Genomic DNA, 18,535 nt, shown 5'->3' on the forward strand with positions numbered 1-18,535 from the left:
AAAATTCGTTGCTGACGAGAATTTCTTCTCATTAATGTCTCAATTACTTGAGACGCTTCAATCACTCGTTGTTCAGTTTTCAAAGGACAATCTCGGCTTTATCAGCCTCGTCGTTATCCGCTTCGTTCTAGCGGCGACTTAATTAATATACCACATTCACCTAGTTGATTGCAAGCTTTTTTTTCAATGAATTTTTTCAGGTTTTTAATTTGTCGCTTCTTTCGGAAGGCGGAATACTAATATACCATTCACTCGATACCATGTCAACAAAAAATATCTTCCCTAGGGAAGATATTTTTCATCGAACCTATTTGTCCTTAACGAGCTTCAATGACCTCTTGAATGTACAGGTTTCTTTCCATCGTAAGGTTAACGATTGTTCCGTTAATGTTGACCCAAGGACGTGTCGGGTACGACCGATCCGAGAAAACAATTTCGCCTACACGGTTATCGTTCAATTTTACAACGGTCCCGATATGAAAAGAAGTCACTTTGTCGATGAACGTATTGACGATCGCCGGATCGACTTTGCCGAAAGCATCTTTGCTCAGCTGCTCCAGAACCACATAAGGGGATGTGGCTACCTGATGATAACGAACGCTTGTCATGGCATGAAAGATATCGGCTACTGCAACCACTTTGGAATAGATGTGAATCTGATCGCTTTTAAGACCAAGCGGATAGCCGGAGGCGTCCTCCCGCTCATGATGCTGAAGAGAACAAAGCTTAACTCCCTCGTTAAGGGCTGCTATCGGTTTTAGCACATTGTAACCGTATAGGGTGTGCTGGCGCATTTCCTCAAGCTCTATAGGTGTTAACTTGGTCGGTTTAACGAGAAGAGCCTGATCGATTTTGGCATTGCCGATATCATGCAGGAGTCCGGCGAGGGCTATCTGCATCCAATCCTTCTGAGGGAGTCCGTGCCATTTAGCCAGAAGATAAGATGTCAGAGAAACCATGATGCTGTTGTGATAGACGAAATCCTGAAGCTGAAACTGCCGCGGTGTAAACGTAAGGACCTGATACCCTTCTATATGCTCGATCAGCTTGTGAAGCTCATTACGCATTTCCAGCACCGGCAGGGCAGAATTGCCCAGCACAAGACCGAACGCTTTCTTTAGCAGCTGCAGCATTTTGTCGTAAGAAAGATCAAAGGATGAGATTTGTTTCGTATCTATATCCAATGAAGCAACCGCACCGGCCGATTCTTGACCCGAATTGCTTGTCCCGCTATCAATGGTTACGGTAGAGATCAGGAATGCTTTCAGAATCTCCGCATCTCGCTCTGTCAGGATTCTGCCCTTATAGAATAATGCATTGCCGAAACGGCTGTTTACAGCCTCCAGAAGCTTATCGCCGGCTTTAATTTGTGAGACAGAGACTGTCCGCAAGGTGTTTCCCTCCGTTTTACCTAAGTTTGTCAATTTTATTGTAAAACAAAAAAGATGGGGATGTAAGTCCCCACCTCCGAATGTATTTATTAAATTTCAGTATCCTCTTCAGGATTTTCCACCTGTGCGTCTGTTTGTTCAGACGCTATCTGTTCCTGATCTTCTTCGTTGAACTCATCATCCTGGCTCTCCTCGCTCTTGGCCACATGAGTGACAGTCGCGACCTCATCATCCTCGCGGATGTTGATTAGACGAACCCCCTGCGTGTTACGTCCCATTTCAGAGATGCCCGAGATGCTTGTCCGGATAAGTGTCCCGCTCGCGGTAATGATCATCAGGTCTTCTTCGTTGTTCACGACTTTAAGACCTACTACCGCACCGTTCTTGGTGGTAACGTTGAGCGTTTTGATCCCCTTGCCGCCCCGTGATTGCACGCGGTATTCCGCTATCGGCGTCCGTTTGCCGAAACCTTTGGAGGTCACAATCAGGACACTCGCGTCTTCGTCAACCACGTCCATATCGATAACGGTATCTTCCGAACCGATTTGAATGCCTTTGACACCCGTGGCCGAACGGCCCATGGATCTGACATCGTCTTCCGGGAATCGAATGGACATGCCGTCACGTGTCCCCATGATGATGTGGCGTTTGCCATCCGTCAGTTTAACGCCGATAAGCGAGTCATCGTCACGGAGGTTGATTGCGATCAAGCCGCCTTTGCGGATATTGATGTAATCATCCAGCGGAGTTTTTTTCACAATTCCCCGCTTTGTGGCAAAGAACAAGTAGTTGTCCGCACTGAATTCCTGAACCGGGATAACGGCACTTACGGTTTCTCCCTGTTCAATCTGAATCAGATTGATAATCGGGGTTCCGCGCGCAGTCCGGCTAAGATCCGGAATCTCGTAGGCCTTAAGCTTGTACACTTTGCCTCTGTCCGTAAAGAAGAGAAGGTAGTGATGCGTGTTGGTTACGAAAAGATGGTTTACAAAGTCATCCGTCTTCGTATCCATACCGACGATTCCGCGGCCTCCGCGTTTCTGGCTTCGGTACGTGTTTACCGGAAGGCGTTTAATATAGCCCGTGTGGGTAATAGTAATGACAACATCTTCTTGAGGAATCAAGTCTTCGTCTTCGATGCTGTCTTCGCCTTTGGTAATTTCACTGCGTCTTTCATCACCGTAACTTTGTTTAATTTCATTGAGTTCATCACTGATGATAGCAAGAATAAGCTGCTCATCCGCAAGAATAGCTTTCAATTCCGCGATCCTTTGAAGAAGCTCGGCATACTCTTGTTCAATCTTCTCCCGCTCCAGACCTGTAAGGCGCTGCAGACGCATATCCAAAATGGCTTGCGCCTGATCGTGAGAAAGGTTGAAGGTTGTCATCAAGCCTTCACGCGCAGCATCGGTTGTACGCGAAGAACGGATCAGGGCAATGACTTCATCCAGATTGTCGAGCGCGATACGCAGACCCTCGAGAATATGAGCACGGGCTTCAGCTTTGCGCAGATCGTATTCGGTACGTCTACGAATGATGACTTTCTGGTGCTCCAGGTAATAATAAATCATCTCCCTCAGGTTCAGAACCCGAGGTTCTCCATTTACGAGGGCCAGCATGATGATACCGAAATTGGACTGCAAAGCTGTATGCTTATACAAATTGTTGAGAACGACATTCGGATTCACATCACGACGCAGCTCCATAACGATGCGCATACCGTTACGGTCCGATTCGTCACGTAAGTCTGTAATGCCGTCGATTTTCTTGTCGCGGACGAGTTCTGCGATTTTCTCAATCAAACGGGCTTTGTTTACTTGATAAGGAATTTCATGCACGATAATCCGCGCTTTATTATTCACTTCTTCAATGTCGGCTTTCGCTCTCATGGTGACGGAGCCTCTGCCGGTGGCATAAGCCTGACGAATTCCCTCGCGGCCGAGTATATACGCACCTGTCGGGAAGTCCGGCCCCTTGATTGACTGCATCAATTCCAACGGGGTTACATCCGGGTTCTCGATCATTTGCTGAATTCCGTCGATAACCTCTCCAAGGTTATGCGGCGGAATATTGGTGGCCATACCTACGGCAATCCCGGAAGACCCGTTAACAAGAAGGTTAGGGAACCGTGCCGGCAGTACAACCGGCTCCTGTTCCTCTCCGTCATAGTTCGGAATGTAGTCAATGGTCTCTTTATTGATATCGCGGAGCATCTCCATAGCAATCTTGGAAAGGCGTGCCTCCGTGTAACGCATAGCTGCCGCCATGTCGCCATCGACGGAACCGAAGTTTCCGTGCCCGTCAATGAGCATGTAACGCAGCGAGAAGTCCTGTGCCATCCGGACCATCGTTTCATACACGGGAGAATCCCCGTGAGGATGGTACTTGCCGATTACTTCGCCGACGATTCTGGCTGACTTTTTGTGCGGTTTATCTGAATACATGCCCAGCTCGGACATTGCGTACAAAATACGCCGGTGAACCGGTTTGAGGCCGTCCCGGACATCGGGAAGCGCACGGCTGACGATGATACTCATGGCGTAATCTAAAAATGAGGTGCGCATTTCCGAACTAATATCAACCTCAACGACTTGCGAACGCATTTCTTCGGTCATGATTTATCCTCCTGAAACGTGCATCCTAGACTGGAATAAATCCAGCCCTCTATCTCTTGAAGCCTTTAAATATCCAAGTTCTTGACATACTTAGCGTGCTGGTGAATGAAATTACGTCTAGGTTCCACGTTGTCTCCCATCAGCGTATCGAAAATAGAATCGGCATCCATCGCATCCTGGATAGTGACTTGCAGCAGAGTGCGAGTTTCCGGATCCATGGTTGTATCCCACAATTGTTCCGCATCCATCTCCCCGAGACCTTTGTAACGCTGAACGTTGACTTTGGCTCCTTCGCCAAATTCTTTCATGATCTCATCCCGCTGCTTGTCGCTGTATGCATAGCGAGCTACTTTGCCCCGCTCCAGTTTATAAAGCGGCGGCTGGGCGATATACACGTACCCCACTTCAATCAGCTTGCGCATGTAACGATAGAAATACGTAAGCAGCAAGGTGCGGATATGGGCCCCGTCGACGTCCGCATCCGTCATAATGATCAGCTTGTGGTAGCGGGCTTTGGTAATATCGAAATCGTCGCTGATGCCGGTACCCATCGCCGTAATAATGGCACGGATCTCAAGGTTCGATAAAATTTTGTCCAGACGCGCTTTCTCCACGTTCAAAATTTTACCCCGGATCGGCAGAATGGCCTGGAAGTGACGGTCACGGCCCTGTTTGGCCGACCCGCCGGCGGAGTCCCCTTCCACGATGTACAGCTCGCTGATAGACGCATCCTTGGACGAGCAGTCGGCCAGCTTACCCGGGAGGGAGCTTACTTCCAGCACGCTCTTGCGACGGGTCAGTTCTCTCGCTTTACGGGCCGCTTCGCGCGCACGGGAGGCCTGGAGGCCTTTCTCCACGATCTTCTTCGCGATCGCCGGGTTTTCGTCCAGGAACTCGAGAAGCTTCTCGGCAAACAAAGAATCGACGATTCCGCGCACTTCGCTGTTGCCGAGCTTCGTCTTGGTCTGTCCTTCAAACTGCGGCTCGGGTATCTTGACCGAGATAATGGCGGCCAATCCCTCACGCACGTCGTCACCGGACAGGTTAGAACCGCTTTCTTTGATCGCGTTCGTTTTGCGCGCGTAGTCATTCAGAATCCGCGTTAATGCGCTTTTGAAGCCGGACTCGTGAGTACCGCCTTCGTGTGTATTGATATTGTTGGCAAACGAATAGATGTTCTCCGTATAGCTGTCGTTGTACTGAATAGCCACTTCAACCTGGATGTTGTCCTTGCTGCCTTCAACATAAATCGGAGGTTGATGAAGGGCTTCTTTGTTCCGGTTCAAGTGCTCGACGAAAGACTTAATTCCTCCCTCGTACATAAAGCTTTCGGAAGTATCCGTACGTTCGTCGGTCAGATTAATCTCGATTCCTTTATTCAAAAACGCCAGTTCACGGATTCTGGATTGCAGAATATCGTACTCATATTCGGTCGTCTCCGTAAAAATCTCCGGATCGGGCGTAAACGTAACCGTTGTTCCGGTCTCTTCCGTTTCGCCTATAATCCGAAGATCGTATTGCGGTTTACCCTGGCGATATTCTTGTTCGTGGATTTTGCCGTGAAGCTTGACTCGTACGAGAAGATGCGAGGACAAGGCGTTTACAACGGAAATACCTACCCCGTGAAGTCCGCCGGAAACTTTATAGCCCGAATCGTCTCCACCGAATTTGCCGCCTGCATGGAGCACGGTGAGAACCACTTCAAGCGCGGGACGCTTCATTTTGGCATGTTCCCCTACGGGAATTCCGCGGCCGTTATCAATAACGGTTATCCGGTTGTCTTTATGAACGATGACGTCGATACGGGTACAATAACCGGCCAGCGCTTCGTCGATGGAGTTATCGACAACTTCCCACACGAGATGGTGGAGGCCGCGGCTGCTGGTCGAGCCGATATACATGCCCGGTCTTTTACGAACGGCTTCCAGCCCTTCCAGTACCTGAATCTGATTCTCATCGTACGAATTTTGGTTCAAAGTCATACACCCTTCACCTGCTTTTACATAGTCAAATCGCTCAGTTCGTCAACAGCTGATTTGCGCGTTTCTTCAAAGTCATCGAGGAGATTGGGGAATAATACACTTTGCCTTGCGTCACGACAAGCGATTTGCATTCCTCTTCGCCAATGATCTCGATCTTCTTGCTGCGAGTAGCCTCTGCAATAAACTGCTTGGATATCTTCGAAGACTTCTCGATCGACAGATCGAAAATCGCGATGAGTTCCGAGGAACGAATAATCTTTTCGCCGCCTAAATGGATAAACACAATCTCTCAACTCCTGTCGATGACGCTGCCGCTCGAAACATGAAAAACGGCCGCATGGTCTAACTGGTCCAAATGGACGCTTTCGAGTCCGGTCGTTGTGATAAACGTTTGCACTTTCTTCTGGAACGTCTGGATGAGTTGGGTCTGTCTATATTCGTCAAGTTCGGAAAGAACATCGTCGAGGAGTAAAACAGGGTACTCGCCGACCTCCTCCCGGATGAGTTCGATTTCGGCTAACTTTAAAGAAAGAGCAGTCGTTCTCTGCTGCCCTTGGGATCCGTACGTTTGTACGTCTTTGTCGTTAATGCAGAAAAGAAGGTCGTCCCGGTGCGGACCGATCAATGAGACGCCTCTTCGCATTTCCTGTTCTTTTATCTGTGATAACTTTATCATAAATCGGTCCAATAAAACAGATTCATCTTCAAAGTGCCCGTCCGCAAAGGAAGGAGCATACTCCACCCGGAGCATTTCCTTGCCGTTGGTGATTCCCTGATGAATCTGCTCCGCCCAGCTTTGGAGTTTCTTTATAAAGCTTTGACGCTTTTTCATAATTTTAACACCAAAGGCCGCAAGCTGTTCATTCCATACATCAAGCATGGAGCTATTGGCCGCGGAAGGGGGGTAAGACTGCTTCAGCAAATTATTCCGCTGCACAAGCACCTTCTGGTATTGAGTGAGGTCGTAGAGGTAGCTGGGGTAAACCTGCCCGATCTCCATATCGAGAAACCTCCGGCGGATGCCGGGGCTTCCCTTCACGATTTCCAGGTCTTCGGGAGCGAACATCACCACATTGAGCGCCCCGACGTACTGGCTCAGCTTTTTTTGCTCAAGCCCGTTTACTTTCGCTTTCTTGCCTTTGCCCGATATCGCAAGCTCGAGCGTACTCATTCCGTATTTTCGTTCCACCTCGCCGAAAAGTCTGGCATGGTCCTCCTGCCATTGAATCAATTCCTTATCCTGATGGGTACGGTGAGACTTGGTCAGTGCAAGCACATAGATGGATTCCAGCAAGTTGGTCTTCCCCTGCGCATTGGGACCTACAAAGATGTTAACATTCCGATCCGTCGAGATTTCCACATGTGGATAATTTCGATAATGATCCAACAACAGCCGTTTGACAAACAATGGCGTTCCTCCTGTGCTTCTCGGGCCTATTCCCGGGACACGACGAATTCCCCGCAGCCTTCTACGGCAACTTTGTCTCCGGAGTACAGCTTCCGCCCGCGGCGGTTTTCGATTTCTCCGTTTACTTCGATATGGGCTTCCTGAAGAAAGGATTTGGCCTGTCCCCCGGTTTGAATGCAGTCCGCCAATTTTAAAAATTGACCCAAGGTTATATATTCCGTACGAATGGTGACCTCTTTCATCGAGTCTCCTCCGTTTGTTTGATTTAATTGTCAGTTGCCTTAGTTTGTTGTGCGGTACGGGAGAATAAGCTGCAAAATATTTTGCTGTTCTTCCGGACGGATAATAATCGGCTGCATAGCGCCGGTAAATCCGATGTGAATATGGTCGCTATCCATGACTTTAAGCGCATCGAGCATATATTTGGAATTAAACGAGATCCGCAGCAGATCCCCGTTGATTTTCTGAAGCTGCAGCTGTTCCGTTACTTTGCCCAATTCGGACGAACTTGAAGAAACCTCGATGGATTCATCTTCTTTCATCACGAGTTTAACGATATTGGTCTTATCTTCTCTGGAAAGAAGGTAGGCACGGTCGATCGCATCGGCCAGTTCTTTGGTGCCCACAACGAGTTCTGTCTGGAACGACTGCGGAATAAGCTTGGATGTATCCGGATAAGTTCCGTCCAGGATGCGCGTATAGAACAAAATCGAGTTCATTTTGAACAACACCTGGTTATCCGCAATAACGATATCGATCAAGGAATTCTGATCCGGCAAAATTTTGCTCAGCTCGTTAAGCGTACGTCCGGAAATAACGATCGGATGGAATTTTTGCCCCGGCTCCAGATCGAGGTTAATCTCACGGGAAGCCAGTCTGTGGCGGTCGCAAGCGATAAATTTCAGCTTATTGTCCGAAATCTGCCAGAGTACACCGGTCAGAATAGGCGTAGTTTCATTCGTCGAAACGGAAAAAGACGTCTGCTTGATCATCGTTTTGAGCAGATCGCTTGGAATCCGGATCGTACGGCTTTCTTCGATTTGGGGCAGAAGCGGATATTCTTCAGGGTCGAGACCCATAATTTGCACTTCGGAAGATCCCGAACGAATCGTCGTTTGAAAATGGTCCTTAACTTCGATCTCTATCGTTTGGGAAGGGAGCTTGCGGATCATTTCCATGAAAAATTTAGCGGGGAGCACAACGCTTCCCGGTTGAAAGAGCTCAATTACTTTCAGCTCAGCAGTTTCGGTCGGCATAAAGCTTTGGATGGAAATGTCGGTGTCACTGGCAGTCAGTGTTACACCCTCTGAAGTGGCGTCTATTTTGATTCCGGTCAAAATCGGAATAGTCGTTTTACTGGAGATTGCCTTGGAGACGTGCTGAATGGATTCATTAAGATAATCTTTCAATATCGTTAATTTCATGTTTTCACTCCTGTGGTTCTAAATTCTAGCCGGACTGCATACCCTTATATAATACCTTTTTTTTATTAGTAATAGTAGTAGAGGCACTGGATATGTGGATATGTGGACGAAAGCCACAAAAAACAAGCCTATCCACATGTGCATAGTTTGTGCATAGGCTTGTAGTTATTAAGAGGACGGATTTTTGATTTTTTCCGTCAGGCTATGAATGATTTTGAAAAGTTCCTGATCTGTTTTCAGGGCCTCACTAATTTTTTCATGCGCATGGATGACGGTCGTGTGATCGCGTCCGCCGAACGCCTCGCCAATCTTGGGAAGAGAGAAATCGGTCATTTCCCGAGATAAATACATGGCAACCTGCCTAGGAAAAGCAACGGCTTTGGTTCGTTTCCTCGCTTTGAAGTCCTCCATTTTCAACCCGTAGAACTCTCCGACTTTCTGCTGGATATCCTGCATCGTAATGACCCGCGGCCGGCTTGAAGGGATAATATCTTTCAGCGCTTCCGCAGCCAGATGAGTCGTAATATCCTGGTTGCTCAAGGAGGAATAGGCGACGACCCTAATCAATGCACCCTCGAGTTCCCGAATGTTCGTATCGATCTGATTGGCGATATACACCATCGCTTCATTCGGAATTTCAAGATTCTCGGCCTTGGCTTTCTTGCGGAGAATGGCAATACGTGTCTCCAGGTCCGGCGGCTGGATATCCGTAATGAGTCCCCATTCAAAGCGCGAACGCAGACGGTCTTCGAGCGTCGGGATCTCTTTGGGAGGCCGGTCGCTGGAAATGATAATCTGCTTGCCTTCTTCATGAAGGGCGTTGAATGTGTGGAAAAATTCTTCCTGCGTCTGTTCTTTACCCGCAAGAAATTGAATATCGTCTATAAGAAGCACGTCAATGCTTCTGTATTTGTTGCGGAATCCTTCACCGCGGTTGTCCCGAATCGCATTGATGAATTCGTTCGTAAATTTCTCGGACGAGATGTAGAGAACGCGCGCCCGCGGGTTATGTTCAAGCACATAATGCCCGATTGCATGCATCAAGTGGGTTTTACCCAGTCCTACGCCTCCGTACAGAAAAAGCGGATTGTATGCTTTGGCCGGAGCTTCTGCAACGGCAAGAGAAGCCGCATGGGCAAACCGGTTGCCGGCGCCGATAACGAACGTATCGAACGTGTACCGCGAATTCATCATATGATGAAAAGTTTCTTCTTGAACGGGAGCGACAGGCTCCTTCTGAGTTTCCGGGGGCGGGGTTTGTACCGCGACGGGCGATTTCTCGTCGGATTCGTTTATGAATTTGACCTCGACTTGTTTGCCGAGAAATTCATAGATCGTGGTCCCGATCATTTTCGCGTAGCGGCTTTCCAGCCATTCTTTCGCAAAATTGTTCGGTGCGCTGATGACGACAGTCGTATCCGTAAAGACGGTAGCTCTTGTGGATTTAAGCCAAGTATCGAAGCTCGGCTTGCTTAATTTTTTTTGTATGATAGACAGGACTTGCTGCCATGAGTCGGTCGTATGGCTATCCACAACAGTTCACTCCTTTAAACATAAAAAAGACTTGCGGAAAACGCCATGTCGCCTTGCTTCATGTCAATTACCACAAAATCTTGTCGATTCTTATCCACACGAGTCAGGTTATGCAGAAGAGACTTGCTCGAATAGAGGGAAAATTGTTCACAATGTTATCCACAGGCTGTTGATAAACGAAGGGTGTCAGGAGAATATCCACAACAGAAACAATACTATATTAGCAAATGAGAGAGGGATTATCAACGCAATGTTTTAATTTATCCACATATTCAACCCCTTGTGTAAAGTTAATATTAACACCACTAGATATTGTTGATAATTTGTTTGTTTTCGACAAGTTCTGCACAGAGGCCTGAAAAATTTGTACACAGGTTGTTCCGACCGAGCTTCCACCTTGACTTATAGCCTCTCTTTGTGCTTTAATTGAAAAAGACATTTTTGGGATTAGATAGATCCTCAGGGAGGTGCAAATAGATGCGTCCTACGTTTAACCCGAACACAAGAACACGGAAGAAGAACCACGGTTTCCGTAAAAGAATGAGCACGAAAAACGGCCGTAAAGTGCTGCAAGCACGCCGTCAAAAAGGTAGAAAAGTACTGAGTGCTTAATTGCCAGGCCACTTGATGTGGTCTTTTTTTCTGGATTTTTATAGGCTTGTGAGGGTTTCGACCGATTAAACCGCCCGTTACCGGTGAAAACTAAGTAATGGGCGGTCAAAGAAGCGGTTTTGTTTGGAGTGCTTGCTTGTGGAAAAAAAGCTTAGGCTTGCAAAAAGAGAAGATTTTCAAAAGGTGTATCGCTACGGAAAGTCGGCAGCGAACCACCAGTTTGTTCTATATTATATGCCTCGTCGTGAGAATGAACATTTCCGGCTGGGGATCTCGGCCAGCAAAAAGATTGGAAACGCCGTCATCCGCAACCGGCTGCGCCGCGTTTTAAAGGAAATTATCCGGCTGAACGAGGAACGGTTTCCCGGTGGCTACGATTATATTGTCATCGTGAGAAAGCCGGCCGTTGAAATGGATTTCCACGAGATGGAGAAGAGCATCTACCATGTTTTCAAACGGGCGGGGCTGCTGCGAAAAAACAGCTGATCCCGGCTCGATTTGAACATGCTTTAATTTCCAAGCAATTATTTCCTTGCCGGATTAAACTATGGTATAGTTTATGGTGGAATAGAAAACTGGGAGGACCTCAATTGATTCGTCGAACCTACAAATATGCACCACTTCTTTTGCTGTTGTTCGTGCTAACGGGTTGCGGCACGTCGCCTACCTCGTATCCTCCATTGGATCCCGCGACAGCAGGATTTTTCACCAAATACTTCATTATCCCTCTGTCTGATCTGCTCGATTTCTTTGCCAATTCGATTGGCAATTCGTACGGTATCTCTATCCTGATCGTGACTATCATCATCCGCCTGATCGTTCTGCCGCTGACGCTCAAGCAGTACAAGAGCTCCAAGCGTATGCAGGAAGTACAGCCGGAAATGGCTAAAATCCGCGAGAAGTTTAAAGATAACCCGCAAAAGCAGCAGGAAGAGACAATGAAGCTTTTCCAGAAGCATGGTGTCAATCCGCTTGCCGGATGTTTCCCGATTCTGATTCAGATGCCGATCTTGCTGGCGCTTTATCAAGCGATCGTGCGGAATCCGCACATTTTTTCTCACCAATTTCTATGGATGGAACTCGGTAAACCCGATCCGTTCTATGTACTGCCGATCGTAGCGGCGGCTACAACATTCATTCAGCAGAAAGTGATGTCGGCTCAGAACCCGATGAACAAACAGATGCAGAGCATCATGTTTATTTTCCCGGTGATGATCTTCGTGATGTCGATGAGCTTCGCATCCGCTTTGCCGCTGTACTGGATTTACAGCAACATCTTCACCATCGTTCAGACCTATTTCTTGTACGGTCGATCTCCTAAAACAAAAGGTGGACAGGCTGCATGAAAAAAGTGATTGCGACGGGAAAAACGATTGATGATGCAATAAAGGCCGGTCTTGCGCAGTTAAGCACTACGCAAGACCGGGTGCATGTCACCGTCCTGGAACAGCCGTCCAAAGGTTTTCTCGGATTGATCGGCACGAAGGAAGCGAAGGTGGAACTCGAGAAGATCCCGGATCCGATCGAGGAAGCCGTTGCTTTTCTGAAAGAGCTGTTCGATACGATGGGGCTGGCTATCTCCATTGACCAGAAGCAAACGAAAGAAGGCCATTTGTTTAACTTAAGCGGATCCGAACTCGGAATATTGATCGGTAAAAGAGGACAAACTTTGGACGCGCTTCAATATTTGGTCAATATCGTCGCAAATCGGTTCTCAAACGCGCATGTCCGCATTCTGCTCGATGCCGAGCAGTTTAGAGACAGACGGAAGCAGACGCTGCAGGAACTGGCACACCGGCTTGCGGGCCGTGTCGTTCGTTCCCGGAAGGAATTGATTTTGGAGCCGATGAACGCTCAGGAGCGCAAAATCATTCATGCCGAGCTACAATCGCATCCGTCGGTGAAAACATACAGCAAAGGCGACGAGCCGAATCGTCGCGTTGTAATTACGTTAAGATAACTGTCTGCAATGACCCTGTTTTTTCTAGGCGTCATTGCTTTTTTCATAATTTGAGCGGTTACCGCTCCGCTTACGGGGTGTTTATTTTATGATTTCAGATACAATTGCCGCCATTGCCACTCCACTCGGGGAAGGCGGTATAGCGGTTGTGAGAGTCAGCGGCGACGAAGCCGTCAAGCTCGTGGAGCCGTTATTCCGGTCTAAAGTGAAATTGTCCGAGGCTCAGACACATACCATTCATTACGGGCATATCATTCACCCTTCATCGGGTGATAAAATAGAGGAAGTTCTTATTAGCGTCATGCGTGCACCGCGTTCTTTTACGACGGAAGATGTCGTTGAAATCAACTGTCACGGGGGAATTGTCTCCGTCAAACGGGTGATGGACCTCCTACTGGAGCAGGGGATACGTGTTGCCGAGCCTGGCGAGTTCACCAAGCGCGCTTTTCTGAACGGACGGATCGACCTGACCCAGGCGGAAGCGGTCATCGACCTGATCCGGTCCAAATCGGACCGTGCTTTTCAAATTGCGCTGAAGCAGGTGGACGGCAATTTATCCAAAGCGATAGGCGAGCTGCGCTACCAACTGGTTGAGCTGATGGCTCATATTGAAGTGAACATTGATTATCCGGAGCATGACGTTGAGGAAATGACCAATGCGTTTATCCGCGAACGCTGCATTCAAGTGAGTTCCCGTATCGACGAGCTGTTAAGAACGGCCGAACACGGGAAAATTTTGCGTGAGGGCATTGTGACGGCGATTATCGGCAAGCCGAACGTCGGAAAATCCTCGCTGCTCAATACGCTGGCGCAGGAGAACCGGGCTATCGTCACGGATATTCCGGGGACAACCCGGGATGTGATCGAGGAATACGTCAATGTGGGCGGTATTCCGCTCAAGCTTCTTGATACGGCCGGTATCCGGGAAACGTCGGACCTTGTAGAGCAAATCGGGGTAGAGCGTTCCAGGACGGCCTTGTCCGAAGCGGATTTGATTCTCTTGGTGTTAAACAGCAGCGAACCGCTGCTGCCTGAAGAACTGGCCATGATAGAAGAACTGCGACAGCGTCAAACTATCGTCATTTTGAATAAAACGGATCTTCCCTTACAAATAGATAAAGATGAGATCGAAGCCAAATTCCCGCAGGGACGAGTGGTTTCTCTATCTCTTCTGGAAGGAAGCGGCCTCGCGGAGCTGGAAAAAGCGATCTCGGCTATTTTCTTCGAAGGCAATTTGGAGTCCACGGATTTAACCTATGTCAGCAACGTCCGGCATATCGGACTGCTGAAGCAGGCCAAAGGCTCGCTTCGTGAAGCAATGGAAGCCAATGATGCCTATGTGCCAATCGATATGATTCAGATTGATATCCGTGCTGCGTGGGAGCATCTCGGTGAAATTATAGGAGATTCGGTGGCCGAATCGTTGATTGATCAAATTTTTTCACAGTTCTGTCTTGGGAAATAAGACGGTATAGGAGGTAGAAAAGATGGGCTACTCAGCCGGGAACTACGAAGTTATCGTCATCGGAGCGGGCCATGCGGGTGTGGAGTCGGCGCTGGCCGCAGCCAGAATGGGCTGCGAAACGCTTCTGCTTACCATCAACCTGGATATGGTTGCTTTTATGCCTTGCAATCCCTCTATCGGAGGACCTGCAAAAGGGCATGTTGTCCGGGAGATCGACGCGCTTGGCGGAGAAATGGGACGCAATATCGATAAAACGTACATTCAAATGCGGATGTTGAACACAGGAAAAGGGCCGGCCGTTCATGCACTGCGTGCTCAGGCGGACAAATTTCTGTATCAGCACATGATGAAAGAAACAATCGAAAGCACTCCAAACCTGACGTTACGTCAGGGGATGGTGGAAGAACTGCTTGTGGAGGATGGCGTCTGCAAAGGCGTAGTCACGAAGACTGGGGCCGAATATTACGGCAAAGCGGTCGTTCTGACGACAGGCACTTATCTGCGCGGGAAAGTAATTATGGGTGAACTTATGTATGAAAGCGGCCCTAACAACCAACAGCCTTCTATCCGGTTGTCCCAATCTCTGCGTGATTTGGGTCTGGAACTCGTCCGTTTCAAAACGGGAACTCCGCCGCGTGTGCACAAGGACTCCATCGATTTTTCCAAAACGGAAATTCAGCCCGGGGACGAAAATCCAAGATTTTTCTCCTACGAAACGAAAGAGGGCACTCAAGATCAGCTGCCTTGCTGGCTAACTTATACGACCGAGAATACTCACGAGATTATTAACGATAATCTGCATCGTGCGCCGATGTTTTCGGGAGCCATTGAAGGAACGGGTCCCCGTTATTGTCCGTCTATCGAGGATAAAATCGTACGTTTTGCCGATAAGCCGAAGCATCAGATTTTCCTTGAGCCGGAAGGCCGTAATACGTCCGAGTACTATGTGCAAGGACTGTCGACAAGCATGCCGGAAGATGTGCAGCTCAAAATTTTGCGTTCGATTACAGGCTTGGAGAAGGTTGAAATGATGCGTACCGGTTACGCTATCGAATACGATGCGGTTGTTCCGACGCAGCTAAAACCGACCCTTGAAACCAAACAGGTTGAGGGTTTGTTTACAGCAGGGCAGATCAACGGAACCTCGGGTTATGAAGAAGCGGCCGGTCAGGGCATCATGGCCGGTATTAATGCGGCCTGCAAGGTGCAGGGGAAGGACCCGGTCATTCTCGACCGTTCCGAAGGCTACATCGGCGTGCTGATCGATGACCTGGTGACCAAGGGGACGCCGGAGCCATACCGTTTGCTCACTTCGCGTGCGGAGTATCGTCTGCTGCTACGTCACGATAACGCCGATCTTCGGCTGACTCCGATCGGTCATAAAATCGGACTGATTCCGGAAGAACGTTACCAGCGTTTTATGGAGAAGAAGGAACAGATCGAACAGGAACTTCAGCGTCTTAAAACGACCAAGGTACGTCCGGAACCTCACGTTCAGGCTATTCTCGAGGAAGCGGGCACCGTTCTGCTGAATAATGCCGTGGATCTTCTCACCCTTCTGAAACGCCCGGAGATCAACTACTCTCACGTTGAGGGTATGCTTCCTCTGCCGGTAGAGCTTTCCGATGAGGTAAAAGAGCAGGCCGAAATTCAAGTGAAATATGCAGGGTATATCGAAAAGCAGCTGGCACAGGTAGAACGACTTAAAAAGATGGAAAAGAAAAAGATTCCGGACGATATCATCTATGAAGATATTCATGGAATTGCAACGGAAGCAAAGCAGAAGCTCGCAAAAATTCGTCCCGTATCCATCGGACAGGCGAGCCGGATCTCTGGTGTAACACCGGCGGATATCTCCATCCTGCTCGTTTACCTGGAGCACTATAACCAAGTTATCGCTGCAAGGGGATAGAGGAATTTATGACCGATTTAATACAAGAGCAGTTTGTTAGTCATTTGCAGCCCCACCAGCTGTCTTTCTCCGATGAACAGCTCCAGCAGTTCGAGACGTATTACCGTTTGCTCGTAGAGTGGAACGAGAAAATCAATCTAACCGCGATCACAGAGCGCGACCAGGTTTATTTGAAACACTTCTACGATTCGCTTTCGCTTGCCTTTTATGTGGATATGGAAAAAGTAGAGACTCTGGCGGATATCGGCTCTGGTGCCGGTTTCCCCAGCATCCCTTTGAAAATCGCTTTTCCGCATCTGAAAGTTACGATTGTGGATTCATTGAACAAACGGATTGTTTTTCTGAATGAGCTCGTAAAAGAGCTTGGATTGACGGATGTAACGTGTGTCCATGCCCGTGCGGAAGATGCGGCCCGGCTGCAGCAGCACCGTGACCGGTATGATCTGGTTACGGCGCGGGCAGTCGCTAGACTCAGCGTGCTGAATGAATTTTGCCTGCCATTTGTGAAGGTAGGGGGATTATTTGTTGCGATGAAGGCCGTGGATGCGGAAGAAGAGATGAAAGAGGCAGCCTTTAGTATAGGCTTACTCAAAGGACAGCTTAAACAGGTAGATCGTTTGGAATTGCCAGTCGAGAAGTCCGTACGACATTTTATCCAAATCCAGAAAACAGCACCTACACCCGGTAAATACCCTCGTAAAGCTGGATTACCTTTAAAGCAGCCTTTAGTGAAATAAGATGTTTCACGTGGAACATCATTACCAGGAATTTCATGAATTCTTACCTTTATTGGCAGGAAAAAGATGGGTAGCTGACGAATATCTTATATAAGGGATTTTTACGCAATTAAAGATCTATGGATAGAATTGTCGTGACAGGGGAGTCTGCGACCCTTCTTTAATTCTTTGGTTTCAGATAAACGGGTTGGTAGAATGCCGAGGCTTTGCTTTCTCCTTCCTGTAAAATATCGGGGAAGAGTTGGGTGGTATTATATTCATGAAAGAGCAGCTATCAAAACTTTTTGGTTTTACGGAGCGAAGCAATATGGATGAAGTTAAAAACATTCCCGTACAAAACATCAATCCGAGTCCGTACCAGCCAAGAACGATTTTTGATGATGATCGCATTGATGAACTTTGCCAAACGATTCGTACACATGGCGTTATTCAGCCTATCGTTGTAAGGGTACGTAATAATACTTTTGAGTTAATAGCAGGGGAACGCCGATTAAGAGCGGTCAAAAAGCTCGGTCTGGAAACCATTCCTGCCATCGTGCGGGAATTCAACGATTCTCAAGCTGCGTCTATTGCTTTAATCGAAAATCTGCAGCGTGAAGGCTTGACGGCGATCGAAGAAGCTGCCGCTTATCAGCAGCTTATAGAGATGCATGATCTCACACAAGAAAGCCTGGCACAGCGTCTGGGCAAAAGCCAATCGACTATCGCCAACAAGATTCGTCTGTTGAATTTGAGCGAACCTGTTAAAATGGCACTTATTGAGCGGAAGATCACAGAGAGGCATGCGCGTGCACTGCTTTCTTTGGATCAAGAAGAGCTTCAGGTTAAAATTCTTGAAGAGGTTATCGCTAAAGAGCTTAATGTGAAGCAGACGGAAACACGCATTCAATTTTTGAAAGAAGCTACGCAGATTAAGAAAAGCAAACGTGTTTCTTATTCGAAAGATGTACGTCTGGCGCTAAATACCATCAGACAGTCCGTTGAGATGGTAGCCAGTTCGGGTCTCAATATTAATACGGCTGAGCAGGATCATGAAGATCACTACGAAATCATCATTAAAATTCCTAAGCAGCATTCAGCAAAATAATCAAGGGATTAAAGCATAATCCTCCTGTATGACAAAGGCAGTCTCCCGTAAAGGAAGCTGAATTTGTAACAGGAGGTTTTTTTGTTAGGAAGATTGGAATGTGGAATTAATTGAGGGGGGTTACCAGAAAAGTTTTTAAAAATTCAACTGCAAAATATCAGGAAGAGTGCAAACTTTTTAGGTGCGAGATACGTCATAGGTTTGTTCGTTATTTACTGCATGCATTCTAAGTGGGAAAGAGCCGCATGTGTATAGTTTAATTGACGCTTGGAAACCGATTTGAAACTACAGCCGAGCAATCTGCCAAATTTCTTCATTTTGTTGTCGGAACCTGCATTTTTATTAGTTTCGTTCTCTTGATTATGGTAATATAGTAGTATTCTCTTTGTTAAATTTTTAATGAGAGGTT

The 18,535-nt window shown here is 47.8% G+C and carries 16 protein-coding genes; 8 read left to right on the forward strand and 8 right to left on the reverse strand.

What is annotated here, in order from left to right; translation table 11 throughout:
- Positions 1 to 317: 317 nt before the first annotated feature.
- The 8 genes from ABH899_RS14640 to dnaA all read right to left on the reverse strand — a co-directional run bounded on the left by ABH899_RS14640 (position 318) and on the right by dnaA (position 10,353).
- On the reverse strand, positions 318 to 1,391 hold the full coding sequence (locus tag ABH899_RS14640; protein WP_369997451.1) for an HD-GYP domain-containing protein: 1,074 nt from the start codon (positions 1,389 to 1,391) through the stop codon (positions 318 to 320).
- Between the two features lie 89 nt (positions 1,392 to 1,480).
- Positions 1,481 to 4,006: a DNA gyrase subunit A gene (gyrA, locus tag ABH899_RS14645; protein WP_369997454.1), complete on the reverse strand. Its 2,526-nt coding sequence runs from the start codon at positions 4,004 to 4,006 to the stop codon at positions 1,481 to 1,483.
- Positions 4,007 to 4,071: 65 nt separating this feature from the next.
- Positions 4,072 to 5,988 (reverse strand): DNA topoisomerase (ATP-hydrolyzing) subunit B, encoded by a 1,917-nt coding sequence (gyrB, locus tag ABH899_RS14650; RefSeq protein ID WP_369997457.1) that lies wholly within the window; start codon positions 5,986 to 5,988, stop codon positions 4,072 to 4,074.
- Positions 5,989 to 6,022: 34 nt separating this feature from the next.
- Positions 6,023 to 6,271, reverse strand: a complete 249-nt coding sequence (gene remB / locus ABH899_RS14655; RefSeq protein ID WP_042235705.1) for an extracellular matrix regulator RemB — start codon at positions 6,269 to 6,271, stop codon at positions 6,023 to 6,025.
- Positions 6,272 to 6,277: 6 nt separating this feature from the next.
- Entirely contained in the window at positions 6,278 to 7,396 is a 1,119-nt protein-coding gene (gene recF, locus ABH899_RS14660) for a DNA replication/repair protein RecF (protein ID WP_218230728.1), read from the reverse strand.
- A gap of 26 nt (positions 7,397 to 7,422) precedes the next feature.
- The gene (yaaA, locus tag ABH899_RS14665; RefSeq protein WP_009673395.1) at positions 7,423 to 7,638 is read right to left on the reverse strand and encodes a S4 domain-containing protein YaaA; all 216 of its coding nucleotides are present in this window, start codon (positions 7,636 to 7,638) and stop codon (positions 7,423 to 7,425) included.
- A gap of 39 nt (positions 7,639 to 7,677) precedes the next feature.
- Positions 7,678 to 8,820, reverse strand: coding sequence for a DNA polymerase III subunit beta (gene dnaN, locus ABH899_RS14670; protein ID WP_369997462.1), 1,143 nt, complete (start codon positions 8,818 to 8,820; stop codon positions 7,678 to 7,680).
- A gap of 168 nt (positions 8,821 to 8,988) precedes the next feature.
- Positions 8,989 to 10,353, reverse strand: a complete 1,365-nt coding sequence (gene dnaA / locus ABH899_RS14675) for a chromosomal replication initiator protein DnaA (RefSeq protein WP_369997465.1) — start codon at positions 10,351 to 10,353, stop codon at positions 8,989 to 8,991.
- Positions 10,354 to 10,830: 477 nt separating this feature from the next.
- Between dnaA and rpmH the strand changes: the two genes are divergently transcribed.
- The 8 genes from rpmH (at position 10,831) to noc (ending at position 18,126) form a co-directional block, all read left to right on the forward strand.
- Complete coding sequence (gene rpmH, locus ABH899_RS14680) at positions 10,831 to 10,965, forward strand: 50S ribosomal protein L34 (protein WP_009673467.1); 135 nt, start codon at positions 10,831 to 10,833, stop codon at positions 10,963 to 10,965.
- A gap of 138 nt (positions 10,966 to 11,103) precedes the next feature.
- On the forward strand, positions 11,104 to 11,451 hold the full coding sequence (gene rnpA / locus ABH899_RS14685) for a ribonuclease P protein component (protein ID WP_009673476.1): 348 nt from the start codon (positions 11,104 to 11,106) through the stop codon (positions 11,449 to 11,451).
- Between the two features lie 104 nt (positions 11,452 to 11,555).
- Positions 11,556 to 12,311, forward strand: a complete 756-nt coding sequence (locus ABH899_RS14690; RefSeq protein ID WP_218230726.1) for a YidC/Oxa1 family membrane protein insertase — start codon at positions 11,556 to 11,558, stop codon at positions 12,309 to 12,311.
- Positions 12,308 to 12,925: an RNA-binding cell elongation regulator Jag/EloR gene (gene jag / locus ABH899_RS14695; protein WP_217562992.1), complete on the forward strand. Its 618-nt coding sequence runs from the start codon at positions 12,308 to 12,310 to the stop codon at positions 12,923 to 12,925. Before ABH899_RS14690 ends, jag begins: the two co-directional genes overlap by 4 nt.
- Positions 12,926 to 13,013: 88 nt before the next feature.
- Positions 13,014 to 14,390 carry a tRNA uridine-5-carboxymethylaminomethyl(34) synthesis GTPase MnmE gene (mnmE, locus tag ABH899_RS14700; RefSeq protein WP_009673451.1) on the forward strand — a complete coding sequence of 459 codons (1,377 nt, stop codon included), beginning with the start codon at positions 13,014 to 13,016 and terminating at the stop codon, positions 14,388 to 14,390.
- 22 nt (positions 14,391 to 14,412) lie between these two features.
- Positions 14,413 to 16,302, forward strand: coding sequence for a tRNA uridine-5-carboxymethylaminomethyl(34) synthesis enzyme MnmG (gene mnmG, locus ABH899_RS14705; protein WP_369997473.1), 1,890 nt, complete (start codon positions 14,413 to 14,415; stop codon positions 16,300 to 16,302).
- Between the two features lie 8 nt (positions 16,303 to 16,310).
- On the forward strand, positions 16,311 to 17,039 hold the full coding sequence (rsmG, locus tag ABH899_RS14710) for a 16S rRNA (guanine(527)-N(7))-methyltransferase RsmG (RefSeq protein WP_369997477.1): 729 nt from the start codon (positions 16,311 to 16,313) through the stop codon (positions 17,037 to 17,039).
- Positions 17,040 to 17,298: 259 nt separating this feature from the next.
- Positions 17,299 to 18,126, forward strand: a complete 828-nt coding sequence (gene noc, locus ABH899_RS14715; RefSeq protein ID WP_009673389.1) for a nucleoid occlusion protein — start codon at positions 17,299 to 17,301, stop codon at positions 18,124 to 18,126.
- Positions 18,127 to 18,535 lie beyond the last annotated feature (409 nt).

It is taken from the genome of Paenibacillus sp. RC84, assembly GCF_041260495.1.
Lineage (GTDB): Bacteria > Bacillota > Bacilli > Paenibacillales > NBRC-103111 > Paenibacillus_F.

Coding starts and splice junctions, on each gene's coding strand:
- rpmH (WP_009673467.1), top strand. CDS start 10,831: ATGCGTCCTACGTTTAACCCGAACACAAGAACACGGAAGAAGAACCAC.
- mnmG (WP_369997473.1), top strand. CDS start 14,413: ATGGGCTACTCAGCCGGGAACTACGAAGTTATCGTCATCGGAGCGGGC.
- noc (WP_009673389.1), top strand. CDS start 17,299: ATGAAAGAGCAGCTATCAAAACTTTTTGGTTTTACGGAGCGAAGCAAT.
- mnmE (WP_009673451.1), top strand. CDS start 13,014: ATGATTTCAGATACAATTGCCGCCATTGCCACTCCACTCGGGGAAGGC.
- gyrA (WP_369997454.1), bottom strand. CDS start 4,006: ATGACCGAAGAAATGCGTTCGCAAGTCGTTGAGGTTGATATTAGTTCG.
- dnaN (WP_369997462.1), bottom strand. CDS start 8,820: ATGAAATTAACGATATTGAAAGATTATCTTAATGAATCCATTCAGCAC.
- yaaA (WP_009673395.1), bottom strand. CDS start 7,638: ATGAAAGAGGTCACCATTCGTACGGAATATATAACCTTGGGTCAATTT.
- gyrB (WP_369997457.1), bottom strand. CDS start 5,988: ATGACTTTGAACCAAAATTCGTACGATGAGAATCAGATTCAGGTACTG.
- rsmG (WP_369997477.1), top strand. CDS start 16,311: ATGACCGATTTAATACAAGAGCAGTTTGTTAGTCATTTGCAGCCCCAC.
- jag (WP_217562992.1), top strand. CDS start 12,308: ATGAAAAAAGTGATTGCGACGGGAAAAACGATTGATGATGCAATAAAG.